15 protein-coding genes are annotated in these 18,488 nt (G+C 70.1%); 11 read left to right on the forward strand and 4 right to left on the reverse strand.

Features of this window, described 5'->3' with window-relative positions; genetic code table 11:
* Positions 1 to 25: 25 nt before the first annotated feature.
* On the reverse strand, positions 26 to 1,765 hold the full coding sequence (locus ACFY1E_RS37485; RefSeq protein ID WP_389084360.1) for a dolichyl-phosphate-mannose--protein mannosyltransferase: 1,740 nt from the start codon (positions 1,763 to 1,765) through the stop codon (positions 26 to 28).
* Positions 1,766 to 1,861: 96 nt separating this feature from the next.
* Between ACFY1E_RS37485 and rsmI the strand changes: the two genes are divergently transcribed.
* The 6 genes from rsmI (at position 1,862) to ACFY1E_RS37515 (ending at position 7,821) form a co-directional block, all read left to right on the forward strand.
* A complete protein-coding gene (gene rsmI, locus ACFY1E_RS37490) occupies positions 1,862 to 2,722 on the forward strand; it encodes a 16S rRNA (cytidine(1402)-2'-O)-methyltransferase (RefSeq protein WP_389084362.1) in 861 nt (286 codons plus the stop codon).
* 246 nt (positions 2,723 to 2,968) lie between these two features.
* The gene (locus ACFY1E_RS37495; RefSeq protein WP_389084364.1) at positions 2,969 to 3,376 is read left to right on the forward strand and encodes a hypothetical protein; all 408 of its coding nucleotides are present in this window, start codon (positions 2,969 to 2,971) and stop codon (positions 3,374 to 3,376) included.
* 49 nt (positions 3,377 to 3,425) lie between these two features.
* Positions 3,426 to 4,322 (forward strand): TatD family hydrolase, encoded by an 897-nt coding sequence (locus ACFY1E_RS37500; RefSeq protein ID WP_389084367.1) that lies wholly within the window; start codon positions 3,426 to 3,428, stop codon positions 4,320 to 4,322.
* 164 nt (positions 4,323 to 4,486) lie between these two features.
* The gene (locus tag ACFY1E_RS37505; protein ID WP_389084369.1) at positions 4,487 to 5,881 is read left to right on the forward strand and encodes a ubiquitin-like domain-containing protein; all 1,395 of its coding nucleotides are present in this window, start codon (positions 4,487 to 4,489) and stop codon (positions 5,879 to 5,881) included.
* A 174-nt stretch (positions 5,882 to 6,055) separates the two neighbouring features.
* A complete protein-coding gene (gene rsmA / locus ACFY1E_RS37510; protein ID WP_389084372.1) occupies positions 6,056 to 6,931 on the forward strand; it encodes a 16S rRNA (adenine(1518)-N(6)/adenine(1519)-N(6))-dimethyltransferase RsmA in 876 nt (291 codons plus the stop codon).
* On the forward strand, positions 6,928 to 7,821 hold the full coding sequence (locus ACFY1E_RS37515) for a 4-(cytidine 5'-diphospho)-2-C-methyl-D-erythritol kinase (protein ID WP_389084374.1): 894 nt from the start codon (positions 6,928 to 6,930) through the stop codon (positions 7,819 to 7,821). Before rsmA ends, ACFY1E_RS37515 begins: the two co-directional genes overlap by 4 nt.
* 13 nt (positions 7,822 to 7,834) lie before the next feature.
* On the opposite strand, the gene ACFY1E_RS37520 is transcribed toward ACFY1E_RS37515, so the two are convergent.
* Positions 7,835 to 8,428 carry a Uma2 family endonuclease gene (locus ACFY1E_RS37520; protein ID WP_389084376.1) on the reverse strand — a complete coding sequence of 198 codons (594 nt, stop codon included), beginning with the start codon at positions 8,426 to 8,428 and terminating at the stop codon, positions 7,835 to 7,837.
* A 355-nt stretch (positions 8,429 to 8,783) separates the two neighbouring features.
* Between ACFY1E_RS37520 and ACFY1E_RS37525 the strand changes: the two genes are divergently transcribed.
* The 5 genes from ACFY1E_RS37525 (at position 8,784) to ACFY1E_RS37545 (ending at position 16,306) form a co-directional block, all read left to right on the forward strand.
* A complete protein-coding gene (locus tag ACFY1E_RS37525) occupies positions 8,784 to 9,866 on the forward strand; it encodes a peptidoglycan recognition family protein (RefSeq protein ID WP_389084378.1) in 1,083 nt (360 codons plus the stop codon).
* A gap of 110 nt (positions 9,867 to 9,976) precedes the next feature.
* On the forward strand, positions 9,977 to 11,779 hold the full coding sequence (locus ACFY1E_RS37530) for an ABC-F family ATP-binding cassette domain-containing protein (RefSeq protein WP_389084380.1): 1,803 nt from the start codon (positions 9,977 to 9,979) through the stop codon (positions 11,777 to 11,779).
* 188 nt (positions 11,780 to 11,967) lie between these two features.
* Entirely contained in the window at positions 11,968 to 13,599 is a 1,632-nt protein-coding gene (locus ACFY1E_RS37535; RefSeq protein WP_389084382.1) for a PQQ-binding-like beta-propeller repeat protein, read from the forward strand.
* Positions 13,600 to 13,651: 52 nt separating this feature from the next.
* A complete protein-coding gene (locus ACFY1E_RS37540) occupies positions 13,652 to 15,340 on the forward strand; it encodes a PQQ-binding-like beta-propeller repeat protein (RefSeq protein WP_389084385.1) in 1,689 nt (562 codons plus the stop codon).
* 270 nt (positions 15,341 to 15,610) lie between these two features.
* Positions 15,611 to 16,306 carry a LuxR C-terminal-related transcriptional regulator gene (locus ACFY1E_RS37545; RefSeq protein ID WP_389084387.1) on the forward strand — a complete coding sequence of 232 codons (696 nt, stop codon included), beginning with the start codon at positions 15,611 to 15,613 and terminating at the stop codon, positions 16,304 to 16,306.
* Between the two features lie 89 nt (positions 16,307 to 16,395).
* Here the strand turns inward: ACFY1E_RS37545 and ACFY1E_RS37550 are convergent, their stop codons facing one another.
* Together ACFY1E_RS37550 and ACFY1E_RS37555 are read right to left on the reverse strand one after the other, a co-directional pair.
* Complete coding sequence (locus ACFY1E_RS37550; protein ID WP_389084389.1) at positions 16,396 to 16,707, reverse strand: hypothetical protein; 312 nt, start codon at positions 16,705 to 16,707, stop codon at positions 16,396 to 16,398.
* A gap of 21 nt (positions 16,708 to 16,728) precedes the next feature.
* Positions 16,729 to 18,420, reverse strand: coding sequence for a sodium:solute symporter family protein (locus tag ACFY1E_RS37555; RefSeq protein WP_389084392.1), 1,692 nt, complete (start codon positions 18,418 to 18,420; stop codon positions 16,729 to 16,731).
* Positions 18,421 to 18,488 lie beyond the last annotated feature (68 nt).

An 18,488-nucleotide genomic window follows, 5' to 3' on the forward strand; every position in this document is an offset into this window, starting at 1 on the left:
ACTCAGGAAGGGCTGAGGAGGTCCGCTATACCCAGGTATCCAGCCACATACGTGAACGCCAGTCGTTGATCGGGATGGCGGTTCCGGTGTACAGCGGCCAGAAGTAGATGAAGTTCCAGGCGATCAGCAGAACCAGCACGCCCGCCCCCGTCGCGCCCGCCACCCGGCGGGTGTCGCTCGACCCCGGTGGCCCGACGATCGCGCCCAGCAGCATCGCCACGGCCAGGCAGAGGAACGGCACGAAGACGACGGCGTAGAAGAAGAAGATCGTCCGCTCCTGGTACAGGAACCAGGGCAGATAACCGGCTGCGATGCCGCAGGCGATGGCACCCGCCCGCCAGTCGCGGCGCAGCAGCCAGCGCCACAGGATGTACAGGACCGCGAAGCAGGCCACCCACCACAGCAGCGGGGTGCCGATCGCGAGGACCTCGCGGGCGCACTTCTGGCCCGCGTCGACGGGGCAGCCGTCCTTGCCGGGCGAGGGGGACTCGTAGAAGTACGAGACCGGGCGGCCGTCGACGATCCAGCTCCAGGGGTTGGACATGTACGTGTGCGGCGAGTGCAGGTTGCGGTGGAACTCGTAGACCTCGTGCTCGTAGTGCCACAGGCTGCGCCACCAGTCGGGGAACAGCCAGGTCCAGTTGCCGCCCTTGCCGTCGGTGGCGGCCCAGTTGCGGAAGTAGCCGCCCTTGCCGTTGGTGGGGGAGAGGATCCAGCCGGTCCAGGAGACCAGGTAGGTGACGAGCGCGACCGGGACCGTGGCCACGAACGTGATCGCCGCGTCCGGCAGCACCGCCTTGTACGGGTTCCCGGCGCCGGCCACCTTGCGGGCGCCGATGTCCCACAGGACCGCCATCAGGAAGAACGCGACCATGATGTACAGGCCGTTCCACTTGGTGCCGATGGCCAGGCCCAGCATCAGGCCCGCCAGCCAGCGCCACGGACGCCATCCCAGGCGGGTGGTCTCGGCGATGTGCGCGTCGGGGCGGACGTGACCGCCGGCATCCGGCTGGAGCGCCGTGGCGAGTCTCTCGCGCGCCTTGTCGCGGTCGATGACCAGGCAGCCGAACGCGGCCAGCACGAAGAACATCAGCACGCCGTCCAGCAGCGAGGTGCGGGCCATCACGAAGGCCAGCCCGTCGACCGCCATCAGCGCGCCCGCGAGGCAGCCGAGGAAGGTCGAGCGGAAGAGACGGCGGCCGATGCGGCACAGCATCAGGACCGACAGCGTGCCCAGCAGCGCGGTCATGAACCGCCAGCCGAACGGGTTGAACCCGAAGATCAGCTCCCCGAGCCCGATGACGTACTTGCCGACCGGCGGGTGCACGACGTACGCCGCGTCCGTCGGGATCGTGACGTGCCCGTTCAGCGCCAGGATCTGGTCGTTGGCGTTCTTGTCCCAGTTGACCTCGAAGCCGCGGTGGACGAGCGCCCAGGCGTCCTTGGCGTAGTACGTCTCGTCGAATATCACCGCCTTCGGGCTGCCCAGGTGCCAGAAGCGCATCACGCCCGCCATCAGCGTGACCAGCAGCGGGCCACCCCAGGCCGACCAGCGCGTGATCCGCTCGGTGAGCGCCGGCGGCACCCCGAGGACCTGCCACACCCGCGGGCTGGGCTGCACGTACGGCGGCACCAGACGCTCGCGGACGTCGCTTCTCGGCCCGGCCGTGTAGCCGAAACGGCGCAGCCGCTGCTGCCACGACGGCCGCTGGTCCTGCGGGCTCTGGCCTTGCCGGGTGTCCGGGGAGGACGCGGTACTGGTCACCGCGCCATCGTAGGGAACCGTTCTGTGTGAGTCCCGTGCATGGGCCGGTAAGGGCTCGGATGCGTCCCCTCACCGTCGCCCTGGGAGGATGGGGGCGTGACCGGAATCCTCGTACTCGCAGGCACCCCCATCGGCGACATCGCGGACGCGCCGCCCCGGCTGGCCGAGGAGCTGGCGGGGGCCGATGTCGTCGCCGCCGAGGACACCCGGCGGCTCAGGCGGCTGACGCAGGCCCTGGGGGTGACGCCCAAGGGGCGGATCGTGTCGTACTTCGAGGGCAACGAGAGCGCCCGTACGCCCGAACTCGTCGAGGAACTCGTCGGCGGTGCGCGTGTGCTGCTCGTCACGGATGCCGGGATGCCGTCGGTGTCCGACCCCGGGTACCGGCTGGTCGCCGCCGCCGTGGAGAAGGACATCCGGGTCACCGCCGTGCCCGGGCCGTCCGCCGTGCTCACCGCGCTCGCGCTGTCCGGGCTGCCTGTCGACCGGTTCTGCTTCGAGGGGTTCCTGCCGCGCAAGGCGGGCGAGCGGCTGACGCGCCTGAAGGAGGTCGCCGAGGAACGCCGGACCCTCGTCTACTTCGAGGCCCCGCACCGCCTCGACGACACCCTCGCCGCCATGGCCGAGGTCTTCGGCACCGAGCGGCGCGCCGCCGTCTGCCGGGAGCTGACCAAGACCTACGAGGAGGTCAGGCGGGGCGGGCTCGGCGAGCTGGCCGCCTGGGCCGCCGAAGGCGTGCGCGGTGAGATCACCGTCGTCGTCGAGGGTGCGCCGGAGAAGGGACCCGAGGAACTCGACGCCGCCGAACTGGTGCGCAGGGTGCGGGTGCGGGAGGAGGCGGGGGAGCGGCGAAAAGAAGCCATTGCGGCGGTTGCGGCAGAGGCCGGGCTTCCCAAAAGGGAAGTGTTCGATGCCGTTGTGGCCGCGAAGAATGCCCATTCGGCCAGTGGTTCGTGAGGCTTTGGTGAAGTAGGCCACACCCCCTCTGAGCAGGGCGCATCTCGCCTGAGCAAGCGCCCCACAAAAGGGCAAAGCAAGGTCGTGAAAAGCAAAGCCCAGACCCCCTTCTCTGGGTCGCTGTGGCAAGGAAAATCCAAATCGGCTCCAACAGTCGACAGGGCTGATGCATTCGCTCCGACAGAAGCGTCCACTGGTTGAAGGGACGCACCCGTCCCTTGGTCCAGCAGATCAAGAGGAGCTGGCATGAGCGAGATCTCAGGGCAGTCCGGCCTCCGAGGCGCCGCCACCGCAGTCGTCCACGAGTCGTACTCCTTCGCCTGCATGCGCTGCGGGCACGGCTGGGAGCAGTCGTACGAGATAGAGCACCACAACGACGCCGAGGGCCACGAGTTCGTGATGTACGTGGCCGAGGGGCAGGTCGTGCCGTCTCCGCTGTCCAAGCCCACCTGCCAGAACTGCGACAGCCACGTCGTACGGATCATGCGCCCCGGGCAGGTCTCGTCGGTGCGCGACGCGGTGCACAAGCAGCAGCGGCGGACCCCGCAGACCGAGGCCCAGGAGCCCGCAGCCGAGGGCGCCGAGGCCGGCGAGCGGGACCACCACTGGCATCTCTCCGATCTCCTGCACCCCTTCCACCGCAAGGCGAGCTGAGGACGGCTCCGGCGGCCGGGCGGGCATGCCCCTTTCGTAGGATCGGAGCATGCCCTCCTCAAGCTCCGGCGAGAAGACCGTCGAGAAGAACGCGGCGCCGCCGCTCCCGGAACCCCTCCGGGTGGCCGTCGCCGACTCCCACACCCACCTCGACATGCAGAACGGCACGGTCGAGGAGGGCCTCGCCAAGGCCGCTTCGGTGGGCGTGACGACGGTCGTACAGGTCGGCTGCGACGTTCGGGGCTCGCAGTGGGCCGCCGAGACGGCGGGACGGCACGAGGCTGTCCACGCGACGGTGGCCCTCCACCCCAACGAGGCGCCGCGCATCGTCCACGGCGACCCGGACGGCTGGTCCAGGCAGGGGGCGCGTGAGCCCGGGGGCACGGCGGCGCTCGACGAGGCGCTCGGGCAGATCGACGCGCTGGCCGGGCTCCCCCAGGTCAAGGGCGTCGGCGAGACGGGCCTCGACTACTTCCGCACCGGCCCCGAGGGAATGGAGGCGCAGGAGGCCTCCTTCCGCGCCCACATCGAGATCGCCAAGCGGCACGGCAAGGCCCTCGTCATCCACGACCGCGACGCCCACGCCGATGTGCTGCGCATCCTCAAGGAGGAGGGCGCCCCCGAGCGGACGGTGTTCCACTGCTACTCCGGGGACGCGGAGATGGCCCAGGTGTGCGCCCGCGCCGGGTACTTCATGTCCTTCGCCGGCAACGTCACCTTCAAGAACGCCCAGCATCTGCGGGACGCGCTCGCCGTGGCACCCCTGGAGCTGGTCCTGGTGGAGACCGACGCGCCCTTCCTCACACCGGCGCCGTACCGCGGACGGCCCAATGCGCCGTATCTCATTCCGGTCACGGTGCGCGCCATGGCCGCCGTGCGTGGCATCGACGAGGACGCGCTGGCGACGGCCCTGGCGGCGAACACGGCCCGCGCATTCGACTACTGAGCGTAGTCGTCCATAACCTTACGATAAGGCCCCGACGGACTCGCGTTCGCCACGACCGTGACTCTTCGTAATCACGCCGCTTTGGAGAGTGATACGGGCTCCGCTAGGTTCTGGTGCCCGATCCGGACCCCTCTGGACCCCTACGGCCCCTGGAGCGTGTCGGCGTGAGCAACTCGCAGTACTCGCAGTACTGGCAGTACGGGACGTATGAGGCGTACGACCCGGCGTATCCGCCGGCGTACGCCTACGACGTCCACGGCGCGCAGACCCTGGCCTACGGGGTGCCCGGGGCGTACGAGGACACGTACCGGCCCGCCTACGAGGCGGCCCAGGTACCCGAGCCGCCGCTTCCGCGGCAGGTGGGGAGCGCGGCGGGCGAGGAAGTGCCCGCGCCCGCCGCGCGCGCCGGAACGGGACGCAGGCGCCGGGCCGCACGCCGGCGCAGAGCGCGGCCCATCGAGCTCCCGGACGGCTCGATGCGCCGGCTGCTGCCGCAGGCGCTGGTCGTCGCCTTCCTGGCCGGCGGCACCACCGCGTTCGTCGCCAAGGACAAGGCCATCGAGCTGAACGTCGACGGCAAGCCGCGCACCCTGCACACCTTCGCGGACGACGTGACCGAACTGCTCGCACAGGAGAGCGTCGAGGTGGGGGCGCACGACGTGGTCGCGCCCGCCCCCGGCACGGCGATCCGCAGCGGTGACGAGATCGTCGTGCAGTACGGGCGTCCCGTGCGGCTGACCATCGACGGGCACCGGCGCGAGGTGTGGACGACGGCGGACACCGTGCAGGAGGCGCTCGAGGAGATGGGGGTGCGGGCACAGGGCGCATACCTGTCCGCTGCGCGCTCCCGGCACATCGGACGCGCCGGGCTCTCGCTCGACGTGCGCACCGAGCGCTCCGTGACGGTCATGGCCGACGGTCACGCACGTACGGTCCGCACGAACGCGGCGACCGTGCAGGAGGTCGTCGAGGAGGCCGGGGTCTCCCTGCACGGCGAGGACACCACCTCCGTGCCGGCGGACAGCTTCCCGCGCGACGGGCAGACGGTCACCGTGCTGCGGGTCACCGGCACCAAGGAGGTCCGCGAGGAGGAGATCCCGTTCAAGGTGCAGCGGGAGGACGACCCCGGGCTGTTCAAGGGGACGGAGGTCGTCGACCGGGTGGGACAGCCGGGGCTGCGGCGGATCACGTACTCCCTGCGCATCGTCAACGGCGTCCGGCAGAAGCCGCGCCTGGCCGGCACCGAGGTGGTGCGCGAGCCGCGGCCGCAGATCGTGAAGGTGGGCACGAAGCCGCTCCCGACGTCCGTGCGCGGCGCCGACGACCTGAACTGGAAGGGCCTCGCGGCCTGCGAGTCGGGCGGCCGCCCGCACGCCGTGGACCCCTCGGGCACCTACGGCGGCCTCTACCAGCTGGAGTCCCGCACCTGGCAGAGCCTCGGCGGCACCGGCCGCCCCGAGGACGCTTCCCCGGCAGAACAGACGGCCCGCGCGAAGAAGCTGTACGTACGGCGGGGGGCATCCCCTTGGCCGCACTGCGGGGCCCGGCTGCACGGCTGAGCTGCCGCTGGGCTGCTGTTCGACCGCGGGCCGGTGCGGGCTGATCGCGCAGTTCCCCGCGCCCCCAAAGGGCGCGGGGAACTGCGCGACAAGCCACGACGCGCCCGCAGCCGATCGACGGCCAATCGCGGCACCAGGCGAACCGCTTGGTTGCCGCCACGTACCCTTGTCGCCGTGAGCAGCAGCCCCACCCCCGACGCCCTCCTGGGCCCCGCCGACATCCGCGAACTGGCGGCAGCCCTCGGCGTCCGCCCCACCAAGCAGCGCGGCCAGAACTTCGTGATCGACGCGAACACGGTCCGCCGTATCGTCCGCACCGCCGACGTCCGCCCGGACGACGTGGTCGTCGAGGTCGGCCCGGGGCTCGGCTCCCTCACCCTCGCCCTCCTGGAGGTCGCGGACCGCGTCACCGCCGTCGAGATCGACGACGTACTGGCCACGGCGCTGCCCGCCACCATCGCCGCCCGCATGCCCGACCGCGCCGACCGCTTCGCGCTCGTCCACTCGGACGCCATGCACGTGACCGAGCTGCCGGGCCCCGCCCCCACCGCGCTCGTCGCGAACCTCCCCTACAACGTCGCCGTCCCCGTCCTCCTGCACATGCTGGAGACCTTCCCGAGCATCGAACGCACCCTGGTCATGGTCCAGTCGGAGGTCGCCGACCGCCTCGCCGCCGCACCCGGCTCGAAGGTGTACGGCGTCCCGTCCGTGAAGGCCAACTGGTACGCCGAGGTCAAGCGCGCCGGCGCCATCGGCCGCAACGTCTTCTGGCCTGCCCCGAACGTCGACAGCGGCCTCGTCTCGCTGGTCCGCCGCACCGAGCCGCTCAAGACCACCGCCTCGCGGCGCGAGGTGTTCGCCGTGGTCGACGCGGCCTTCGCCCAGCGGCGCAAGACGCTGCGGGCCGCGCTCGCCGGATGGGCCGGGTCGCCCGCGGCAGCGGAGGCGGCCCTGGTCGCCGCCGGGGTGTCGCCGCAGGCGCGCGGGGAGGCGCTGACGGTCGAGGAGTTCGCCCGTATCGCAGAGAACAAGGAGCCGGGTCAGAAGTGAGCGTCACCGTACGCGTCCCCGCCAAGGTCAACGTCCAGCTCGCGGTGGGTGCGGCCCGCCCCGACGGCTTCCACGACCTGGCCAACGTCTTCCTGGCGGTCGGCCTCTACGACGAGGTCACCGTGACGCCCGCCGACGGACTGCGCATCACCTGCGAGGGGCCGGACGCCGAGCAGGTGCCGCTGGACCGCACGAACCTCGCGGCGCGCGCGGCTCTCGAACTCGCCCGGCGGCGGGGCATCGAACCGGCCGTGCACATCCACATCGCCAAGGACATCCCGGTCGCCGGCGGCATGGCGGGCGGCAGCGCGGACGGCGCGGGCGCACTGCTGGCCTGCAACACGCTGTGGCAGGCAGGCGCCTCCCGGGCCGAACTCCTCGCCATCTGCGCCGAGTTGGGAAGCGATGTGCCCTTCAGCCTGGTGGGCGGGGCGGCGCTGGGCACCGGGCGCGGCGAGCAGTTGCGCACGCTGGAGGTCGGCGGCACCTTCCACTGGGTGTTCGCGATGGCCGACCGCGGTCTTTCCACCCCGGCGGTCTTCCGCGAGTTCGACCGGCTGGCGGAGGGGCTCGACGTCCCCGAGCCCGTCGCCTCCGAGGAACTCCTGCGCGCCCTCGCGAAGGGCGACCCGGACGCGCTCGCCGCGGCCGTCTCCAACGACCTGCAGCCCGCCGCCCTCTCCCTCTTCCCCGAACTCGCCGACACCCTCACCGCGGGCCGCACCGCAGGCGCCCTCGCGGCCCTGGTCTCCGGCTCGGGCCCGACCACGGCCTTCCTCGCCCGGGACCCGGAATCGGCGGCCAAGGTGGCGGAGACCCTCCGCACGTCGGGCACCTGCCGGACGGTACGCACGGCGTCGGGGCCCGCGCCGGGGGCGACCGTGATCTGAGTGGGCGTACGGCTCAGAGGTTGTCGATGGCGGTGAGGTCGATGTCGATGTCGTACGGCTTGTCGGTCTTGATCCGGTCGCGGTGCATGCCGGTGTGGATGTACGCCCTGGTAAGCGGGTCGAGCTCGTAGACGTGGATGACGGGCCTGCCGCTCGCCCCGTTCTCCTCGACGCGCCAGAAGTTCGGGATCTCGGCAGCGGCGTACTTCTGGGGCTTGGTCGTGCGGTCGCGGGACTCCGAGTCCGGGGAGACGACCTCGATGGCGAGGAGTACGTCCTTGGCCTCGTACTTCGTCTGGCCGGGGCCCGTGACGGCGTCGGCGCGGATGACGCTCACATCGGGTTCTGGACCATTGCGGTTGTCGAGCACGACGGTCATTTCCCGTTTGACCCTGAAACCGGTCGGTAGGCTGCTGCGCAGGCCGTTGACCAGCAGGTCGATCGCATCGGCGTGAAAAGCGCGCTGCGGACTCACGAAAACCAGACTCCCGTCGATCAACTCGGTGTGCGGCGGGAGATCAGGCAGCGTGAACAGGTCGTCCACGGTGTAGCCGTCCTGCGGCGGCACCGGCCACTGGACGCGGTGCTTTACGGACTCGGCGGTCATGGTTCCTCCCATGGACGGGATCCTGCTGCCCGTCCTCCAAGGTAGCGGCCCGTTCCCGATCACGTCATCACAAAGAGTGACCACACTGATCATGCGGAACCAGATGGGCGGCGCCGGACCATGGCGCCCCACGCGATCTTCGCGTGATCTTCACGGCAAGGTGCCGGATTTCCACAGGGATGTACGGCAATCGCGGTACTGATGGGGCCGGTGGGGCCAATAGGGTCGGTTGCGCTTTCAAGCGCCCGGTGTGGCGCACCTACGCCCCCTGCACAGCCGAAGGGTCACGCACGTGTCCGAATCCCCCACACCCTCCCCCGCTCATCGTAGGAAGCGCTCACTGTCCCGTCGTGGCGTGATCGGTGCCGCTGCGGCCGTGGCCGGCGCGGCCGCCGTGACCCCCGCGGTCTTCGCGGCCACCGACTCCGGCTCCGGCTCCGGCTCCGGATCCGGCTCCGGTGACGGTGGCGGCTCCAGCCCCAACGGTTCCGGCGGCTCCGGTACGACCCCGGAGAAGTTCCCCGCCACCCGCACCGAGGCCGCCACCGGCACCGGCGAGGCCACCACCGCCTTCGCCGCCTCCTACGTCGGTCTGCGGTGGTCCGGAGCCAAGGAAGGCACCGCGATCCGCCTCGCGGACGGCGCCTGGCAGACCGTGACCGCGGGCTGCTCGGCCGTCGAGGACGGCGGCAGCGCGCTGGTGGCGGCCCAGAACGCCACCGCCTACGAGGTGAAGGTGTCGGGCGGAGTGTCCGACGTGTCCTCGGTGGCGATCGACGTCACCGAGGGCCCCGGCCACACCTTCCACGTGCCCAGCGAACCGACACGCGTACGGGGTGTGCGCTACCTCTCCCGCCCGGCGTGGGGCGCCGACGAGTCCAAGCGGTACAAGGACGGCAAGGTCAACTCGCCCGAGAAGTACTACCCGTTGCAGATCATCACGGTCCACCACACCGCCACGCCGAACAACGACCCCGACCCGGCCGCGACGGTACGCGCGATCTACGAGCTCCACGCGATCACCAACGACTGGGGCGACATCGGCTACCACTTCCTCATCGACGAGTCCGGCACCGTCTACGAGGGCCGATACTCCGGCGACGACGGCATCCCCGCCTTCAACCCGGACGGCGACCTCGTCACCGGCTTCCACTCCGTGGGCTACAACTCCGGCAACCTCGGCATCGCCCTCATCGGCACGCTCACGGAGAACGGCCCCACGGACGCGGCCAAGGACTCCCTGATCCGGCTGATCAAGGTGATCTGCCGGTTCAAGGGCCTCGACCCCCAGGCGAGGGTCACCTACGTGAACCCCGTCAACGGCACGAAGAAGGACACGAACACCATCGGCGGGCACCGCGACTACTTCGCCACCGAGTGCCCCGGCCAGGTGATGTACGACCTGCTCGGCGAGATCCGCGCGGCCGCAGCCCGCTGATCTGCGGTGATCCGCCGCGGGATCGGTCACCGACCGGCGCACATTAGGCTGGGAGGCTGACCCCCGCGGCGGAGCCGCATGTCGAGCACAGCCCCCTGGGCAGGAGCGTAATGGCCGTCAACCTGGTCAATGTCGAGAACGTCAGCAAGGTGTACGGCACTCGTGCCCTCCTCGACGGCGTCTCCCTCGGCGTCTCCGAAGGCGACCGGATCGGGGTGGTCGGGCGCAACGGCGACGGCAAGACCACCCTGATCCGCATGCTGGCCAAGCTGGAGGACGCCGACACCGGGCGGGTCACCCACTCCGGCGGCCTCCGCCTCGGCGTCCTCACCCAGCACGACTCCCTCGACCCGAACGCCACCGTCCGGCACGAGGTCATCCGGGACATGGAGGACCACGAGTGGGCGGGCAACGCCAAGATCCGGGACGTGCTGACGGGCTTGTTCGGCGGACTCGACCTCCCCGGCTTCCCGCAGGGCCTGGACACCGTCATCGCTCCGCTGTCCGGCGGTGAGCGGCGCCGTATCGCGCTCGCCAAGCTGCTCATCGAGGAACAGGACCTGATCGTCCTCGACGAGCCCACGAACCACCTCGACGTCGAGGGCATCGCCTGGCTCGCCCGGCATCTGCGCGAGCGCCGCTCCGCCCTCGTCTGCGTGACGCACGACCGCTGGTTCCTTGACCAGGTCTGCACCCGCATGTGGGACGTGCAGAGGGGCGTCGTCCACGAGTACGAGGGCGGCTACTCCGACTACGTCTTCGCGCGCGCCGAGCGCGAGCGCATCGCCGCCACCGAGGAGGTCAAGCGGCAGAACCTCGTCCGCAAGGAGCTGGCCTGGCTGCGGCGCGGTGCGCCCGCCCGTACGTCCAAGCCGCGCTTCCGCGTGGAGGCCGCCAACGAGCTCATCAAGGACGTACCGCCGCCCCGGGACAGCAGCGAGCTGATGAAGTTCGCCTCCTCCCGGCTCGGGAAGACCGTCTTCGACCTGGAAGACGTCACCGTGCAGGCCGGACCCAAGGTGCTCCTCAAGCACGTCACCTGGCAGCTCGGCCCCGGCGACCGCATCGGCCTGGTCGGCGTCAACGGCGCCGGCAAGACCTCCCTGCTGCGGGCCATGGCCCAGGCCGCGCGCACCGAGGGCGAGGCGCAGCCCGCGGGCGGGCGGGTCGTCGTCGGCAAGACCGTCAAGCTTGCCTACCTCTCCCAGGAGGTCGCCGAACTCAACCCGAACCTGCGGGTCCTGGAGGCCGTGCAGCAGGTGCGCGAGCGCGTCGACCTCGGCAAGGGGCGGGAGATGACCGCCGGTCAGCTGTGCGAGACGTTCGGCTTCAACAAGGAGAAGCAGTGGACGCCCGTCGGCGACCTGTCCGGCGGTGAGCGCCGCCGTCTGCAACTGCTGCGCCTGCTCATGGACGAGCCCAACGTCCTCTTCCTCGACGAGCCCACCAACGACCTCGACATCGAGACCCTGACCCAGCTCGAGGACCTCCTCGACGGCTGGCCCGGCTCGATGATCGTGATCTCCCACGACCGGTTCTTCGTCGAGCGCACCACCGACCGCGTGTTCGCGCTGCTCGGCGACGCCACCCTGCGGATGCTGCCGCGCGGCATCGACGAATACCTGGAACGGCGCCGGAAGATGGAGGAGGCGGTCGCGGCCTCCTCGCCCGTCGCGGCCAGACCCGCCCCCGAGAAGAGCGCCGCCGACCAGCGCGCCGCGAAGAAGGAACTCCAGAAGATCGAGCGGCAGTTGGACAAGGTCTCCGAGAAGGAGACCAAGCTGCACGCCCAGATCGCCGAGAACGCCACCGACTTCGCCAAGGTGGCCGAACTCGACGCCCAGCTGCGGGACTTGGCGGGCGAGCGCGAGGACCTGGAGCTGCGCTGGCTGGAACTCGCCGAAGACGCGTGAAGTTCCGATGAAGGCTGAGTGCTGTGTTTTCTGGGGGGACACCCCCCAGACCCCCCACGCATAACGGCGGCATCACGGGCCGGTTCTCCCTTGGGAACAGGGGCTGAATCGGCCCGGTGTGCTGTCAGTTGCAGGTGGTAGAAAGAGGGCTTGGCTAAAAATCAGTGACTGAACGGGGGAACGCGCTGATGACCCAGCCGCCCAACCAGCCGCCGTACGGCGGTTTCGGAGCACCACAGGGCGGTTTCGGACCACCGCCCCCGATCCCACCCCACCAGCCGGGCCAGTACCCCCAGCAGCCCGGCCCCTACGGGCAGCCGCAGCAGCCCGGCCCGTACGGCGCGCAGCCCGGTTACGGCTATCCGCCGCAGCCCCAGTACCCCGGCGCGCCCGGCACCCCGCCGCCCGGCTCCGGCAACCCCTTCAAGGGCAGGCCGGGCCTGGTGATCGCGGCGGCCGTAGCCGCGCTGGCCGTCATCGGAGGCACCGTCTACGCCGTGACCAGCGGCGGCGGCGACAAGAAGCCGGTCGCCGGGCAGAGCGACGACCCGAAGCCCACCGCGTCCGGCTCGGGCGGCACCGGCGGCGGTTCCGACCCGGAGGGCTTCAACGCGAGCCGCAGGACGGGCGAGGCGAAGGTGCTCTGGTACAAGTCGCCCCCGGACGCGCCCGGTGCGGGCGCCGAGGCCCCCGGCATGTGGATCACCGACAAGGCGGCCGTGAAGGCGGCGTACAAGCAGGTCTTCGCCTACGACGTGATCGACGGCAGTCCGGCCTGGGACACCGTCACCTTCCCGCAGAAGATCTGCGCGGTCACCCCGCAGAAGTCGGCCGACGACAAGATCGTGGTGGCCTACGAGAGCGGCACCGGCCAGCGCGCCAAGTGCAACCAGCTCCAGCAACTCGACCTGGGCACCGGCGCCAAGGGCTGGAGCGGCACGCTCCCCGAGGGCGCGCTGTTCGACAGCACCCTGAACATCTCCCTGTCGATCAGCGGCCGGACGGTGCTGGTGGGCCGCTCGCAGTCCGGGGTGGCGTACGACATCGACAGCGGGAAGAAGCTGTTCGACAAGAAGAAGTACGGCAGCGCCTGCTTCCCGACCGCCTTCGCCGGCGGCAGCAGGCTGATCTCCGTCGCGACCTGCAACGCGAGCGAACCGAACGAGCACGACGAGATCCAGGAGCTCGACCCGGCGACCGGCAGGGCCAGGTGGACGCAGAAGTTCGACAAGGGCTGGTCGGTCGCGCGGACGTACTCCGTCGACCCGCTCGTTGTCTACAGCACCAACCAGGACAAGAAGGCCTGGAACATTTCGACCTTCGACTCGAAGGGCAGGTTCCGCTCCCAGGTCGGCTTCGACGAGGACTTCGCCCCCCAGTGCGGCTGGGCGCTCCTCGAACGCGACCTGCAGGGCTGCAAGGGCGTGACCGCCGACGCGAACACCCTCTACCTGCCGACCGACGCCACCACCGGGCCGAACGAGATCGTCGCGATCAACCTGGCGAACGGCAAGGAGAAGTGGCGCGTCAAGTCCCCGGCGGACGCATCGATGCTGCCGGTGAAGGTCGAGGGCGGCAGGCTCATCGCCTATGTGCAGCCCTCGTACGACGTGGGCGGCCAGGTCGTGTCGATCGCGACGGGCGGCTCCGGCCACACCCCGGTGAAGCTGCTGCAGAACCCGCAGAGCACGGCGGCCCTGGAGAGCGCCCTCTTCACCAAGACCTTCGACTGGGTCGACGGGCGCTTCTACCTCTCGCCCACCCGGATCAGCGGAGACGACAACTCGAAGGGCAAGTTGATGCTCGCCTACGGCAAGTGACCTCTCCCCAGGCCCCGTCGCCCCCGCTGCCCGCTCCCGAGGTACCCACGCCATGACCCAGCCCCCGCCCCCGCCGCCCCACCAGCCCCCGCAGGGCGGTTTCGGTCCGCCCCAGGGCCGGCCGCCCTCGCCGCAGCCGGGATACGGCTATCCCCAGGCACCGCAGGCACCGCAGCAGCCCAACCCCTACGCCCAGCCCGCACCCCCCTACGGGCAGCCGCCGAACCCCTACGGCCAACAGACCGGTTACGGCTATCCGCAGCCGCCCGTGCCGCCGTACGCGCAGACCGGGCAGCCCGGCGGCGGGCGCAAGGGCAGCTCGCAGGCGCTGATCATCGTGGCGGCGGTCGTCGCCGTCGCGCTGCTTGTCGCCGGGGGCGTCTGGTACGCCTCGTCCGGCAAGGACGACGGCAGGAAGAGCGACGAGGCGAGCTCCAGCGGCGGCGGCACCGGAGGCACCGGTGGCAGCACGGCCGACGGTAAGGAGAAGGTGCCCGCCCACACCGCCTCCCAGCTGCTGTTCAAGGTGCCGGTGCCCCGGGTCGACGACACCACCGTCGTCGCCGGTTCGTGGCTCACGGACAAGGCGTATGTGAAGAGCGGTGTCGCCGAGATCAACGGGTACGACCGCGACAAGGGCGGCAAGCTGTGGACGATCAAGCTCCCCGGCCCGGTCTGCACGGTCAGCACGCACACCACCGACGACGACCGGACGGCCGTCGTCTTCCAGCCCAGGATGCCGCCGAAGGGCAGGTCCGAGGGGTGCAGCCAGGTCGCGGCGATCGACCTGGACGCCGGAAAGAAGCTGTGGACGAAGTCGCTCGGCTCCGGCGGCCGGGCGATGACCTTCGAGAACGTCACCGTCAGCGCGAACACGGTCGCCGCGGGCGGCGACTACGGAGGCGTCGCCTTCGACCTCGCCGGCGGCAGGCGGCTGTGGGCCCCGAAGCCCAAGGACACCTGCATCGACGCCGGGTACGGCGGCGGCGAGAAGCTCGTCGCGGTGCTCAAGTGCGGCTCGTTCACCGAGCCGCAGCTGCACATCCAGACCATCGATCCGCAGTCCGGGAAGACGATCTCGGAGTACAAGCTGGCCACGGGCATCGAGTACGCCGCCGTCGTGTCGACGAACCCGCTGGTCGTGGCGGCCGACGTCGGTCACAGCGCGGGCGACGGCAGCGAGATCTCGGACTTCTTCTCCCTCGACAACAAGACCGGCAGGCTGATCGCCCGGATCTCGGCGCCCGGCAAGGACTACGCGGCCAAATGCGACGCGATCTCCGAGCTGGAGCACTGCACCGGAGTCGCCGTCGGCAACGGCAGGCTGTACCTGCCGACCGAAGAGCACGACGGCACCGGGGACTACAGCCGGACCAACGAGATCGTCGCGTTCGACCTGGCCACCGGCAAGCAGAACGGCCAGCGCGCCGACGCCGGCGACGGCTACACGATCACCCCGCTGCGCATGGACGGCGGCAATGTGATCGCGTACAAGCGCCCGCCGTACAACAAGGGCGGCCAGGTGGTCAGCATCGACGGCGGCTCCTTCAAGGAGACCAAGCTGCTGGAGAACCCGGCGGCGGGGTCGGTGCGGGCCCTGGAGGGGATCCTGTCGCCCGACTACTCCGAGATCCTCTACTCGCAGGGCCGCCTGTACCTGGCCGGCCGGTTCGCCGACAAGCTGTCGAGTTCGGTCTCCGGGGAGAAGGTCCTGGCGCTCGCGCTCGGCGCCGGCGGCTGAACCACTGCTCGACAGCCGCGGCCCCGTCCCTGCTCAGGGGCGGGGCCGTGCGCGTACCGCCCATCACCCTCGTATACGCGGAAAGCCAGAAATTCCGTCGATCAGGGGCAGTTCTCACCGGTAGGGGGAGCGCAATGTCGAACAAGCGTGTAGCTTCCGGGGGCATGAAGAGCGGGGGAGCCGGGAGGGGGCTCCTGTCCGCGCGGGCCGGTGGGCATCCATAGTGCGGCATCCATGGGGATCCATCGGGGGGACTGGGGGGTTTGCTCGATGGGAGTGCGGCTCATGGTGGTCGACGACCACCGACTGCTCGCCGAGGCGCTGGCCTCGGCGTTGAAGCTGCGCGGGCACCGGGTGCTCGCCGCGGCGGCGCCTGCCGCGGGCGCGGCGGAGCTGGTGATCACCCGTGCGCCGGAGGTGTGCCTGCTGGGTACGGCGACTCCGGCCGAGCCGGGCATCTTCGACCCGGTGGTGAAGATCAAACGGGAGCGTCCGCAGGTGGCGGTCCTGGTGCTGGGCCCGGTACCGAGCCCGCGCGGCATAGCCGCCGCCTTCGCCGCCGGCGCCTCCGGCTACGTACGCCATGACGAGCGGATAGAGGGCGTCGAGCGCGCCATCATGAAGGCGAGGGCGGGCGAGGCGGCGGTGGCGCCGCAGCTGCTGCAGGGAGCCTTCAGCGAGTTGCTGAACCCCGCCGCCCAACCGGACGACGAGGGCCAGCGGCTGCTCCAGATGCTCACCCCGAGGGAGGTCGAGGTCCTGGTCCGGGTCGCCGACGGCGAGGACACCCGCCTGATCGCGGCCGGCATGGGCATAGCCCCCTCCACGGCCCGCACCCATGTGCAGAGGGTGCTGATGAAACTGGGCGTGGGCTCACGCCTGGAGGCAGCGGCCCTGGCGGCACGGACGGGCTTGCTGGACCGGGCGGGGCCGGTGAACTCCGCTTCGGAGCAGCCGCCCCCTTGAGGCGCTGCAGGCGCCTTGAGGGGGCGCGAGGAACTGCGCGATCAACCCCACACACCCGCAGCCGGCACACAACAGCAGGCCCAACGGCGCTACTCCGCCCCACCCTCCTCCGGAGGAACCGGCGGCGGAGTCGGCCGCAACTTCAGCCACACCAGGAAGAACACCCCCAGAGCCAACATCGCGATCCCGGTCCACAGATTGATGTTGACCCCCTGCGCCTTGTCGATGGCGGCCTGGCCGTCGGTGATCCCGGTGATCGTGACGATCACGCCGTAGACCACGAACAACCCACCAATGATGCGCCGCAGATCGAAGATGCGAGCCGCCGTCGCCGACTTCTCCTGGAGCTCGGTGACTTCGCGCTGCACGTCATGCTCTGAGTACCCGTGCTGATCAGTCATGGTGAATCGATCCTCCCTCGATCAGAACGAGAACGGGATGTAGCAGGCGGCAGCAAGGACGACCGCGCCCCAGCCCAGCAGGGCGGGCCGGCGGTACCAGGCGTCGTCGCCGGCGGCCGGCGGCTCGGACATGCCGGGTGAGGTGGTGCCGTAGACCAGGCCCTGGAGTTCCTCGGCCGGCTTCGGCCTGGTGAACAGGGACACGGCCACCATCACCACCGCACCGGCGACGAAGCCGACGATCGCGGAGACGAAGTTGGCGCCCTGGTCGGAGGGGATGTCGATGATGCCCCTCTTGTAGATCACGAAGTAGTTCACCATCGCGGCCACCGTGCCGGCGAGCAGGCCCCAGAAGCCGGACTTGGCGGAGGCGCGCCTCCAGAACATGCCGACGATGAAGACGACGAACATCGGCACGTTGAAGAAGGAGAACAGCGTCTGCAGGTAGCTCATGATGTTCGAGAACGACGAGGCGAGGAAGGCCGTGCCGACCGAGGCGCAGACGCCGATCACGGTGATCAGGCGGCCGAAGCGGACGTAGTACTCGTCCTCGCGGCCCCGGACCACGTACCGGCCCCAGATGTCGTTGGTGAACACCGTGTTGAAGGACGACACGTTGGCCGCCATGCCCGCCATGAACGCGGCGAGCAGTCCGGTCACCGCGATGCCGAGGACGCCGTTGGGCAGCAGTTCCTGCATCAGGTAGGGGATGGCGTCGTTGTACTGGTAGCCGGACTTGGGGGTGCCGAAGCCGGGGACGATCGCGGCGGCGACCAGGCCCGGGATCATCACCAGGAAGACGATGAAGATCTTCGGGTAGGCGGCGATCAGCGGGGTGCGCTGTCCGGCGGAGAGGTTCTTCGCGGACAGGGCGCGCTGCACCTCCGCGAAGTTCGTCGTCCAGTAGCCGAAGGACAGCACGAAGCCGAGGCCGAGCACGATGGTCAGCCAGTTCGCGCCCAGCGGGTTGCTGCTGCCGATGCCGGTGCCGCCCCAGGCGGTGGTGAAGTTCGCGCCGTGGCTTGCGGTCAGCTTGTCGGTCAGCCCGCCCCAGCCGCCGACCTTCTTCAGACCGAGCACGACGATCGGGATGAGGGCCGCGAGGATCACGAAGAACTGCAGCACCTCGTTGTAGATCGCGGAGGAGAGGCCGCCGAGGGTGATGTACGCCAGCACGAAGGCACCGGCGACCACGATCGCCACCCACTGCGGCCAGCCGAGCAGCGCCTCGACGACGATGGCGAGGGCGTAGAGGTTCACACCGGCGATCAGGACGGCGGCGAACGCGAACAGGACCGAACTCAGCAGATGCGCCCACTTGTCGAAGCGGAGCAGCAGCATCTCGGGGACCGAGCGGACCTTGCTCCCGTAGTAGAAGGGCATCATCACCAGGCCGAGGAAGACCATGGCGGGGATGGCGCCGATCCAGTACCAGTGCACGGTGTAGGCGCCGTACTGCGCGCTGTTCGCGGCCATGCCCAGGATCTCGGTGGCGGCCAGGTTGGCCGAGATGAACGCGAGACCGGTGATCCAGGCGGGCAGGGAGCGCCCGGAGAGGAAGAAGTCGAGGCTGGTCTTCACCGATCTGCGGGCGGCGAATCCGATGCCGAGAACGACGGCGAAGTAGATGGCGAGAATCGTGTAGTCGAGCCCGTTCGTGGGGAGTCGTAGCTCGGCGGCCAGGCCCATGGCCTGGTATGTGGGGGTTTGCATAAGAACTCGCTTCGTCGCGTGAACTGATACAGAGCGGAACCTATGCCTCCGTGTTCAGTGTCCAAACA

The organism is Streptomyces sp. NPDC001604, assembly GCF_042893475.1.
GTDB lineage: Bacteria > Actinomycetota > Actinomycetes > Streptomycetales > Streptomycetaceae > Streptomyces.